Origin of the sequence: Pantoea sp. SIMBA_079, assembly GCF_046940275.1 — a bacterium.
In the GTDB taxonomy this organism is placed as follows: Bacteria; Pseudomonadota; Gammaproteobacteria; order Enterobacterales; family Enterobacteriaceae; genus Pantoea; species Pantoea borealis.
On the sequence record NZ_JAWRYR010000646.1, the window covers coordinates 1 to 252 of the forward strand.

At 63.1% G+C, this 252-nt stretch carries 1 pseudogene; it reads left to right on the plus strand.

Annotated features, from left to right (window positions below):
- Nucleotides 1-252, plus strand: a pseudogene (locus SB719_RS21530) (HAD family hydrolase); the annotation flags it as partial.

Here is a 252-nt window from a genome sequence, read left to right on the forward strand (position 1 = left end):
CTGACCGACCCACGCCTGGGCATCACTCGCTCGATCCAGTACGCCCTGGCCAAGCTGGGCATCGACGAACCGGACCTGGCCCGCCTCGAGCATTTCATCGGCCCACCCCTGCTGCAGGCTTTCATGCAGTTCTACAACTTCGACGAAGCCAAGGCCTGGGATGCGGTGAACTTCTACCGGGAGCGTTTCCGCGTGACCGGGCTGTACGAAAACCTGGTGTTCGCCGGCGTGCCCGAATTGCTCGAAGCCCTG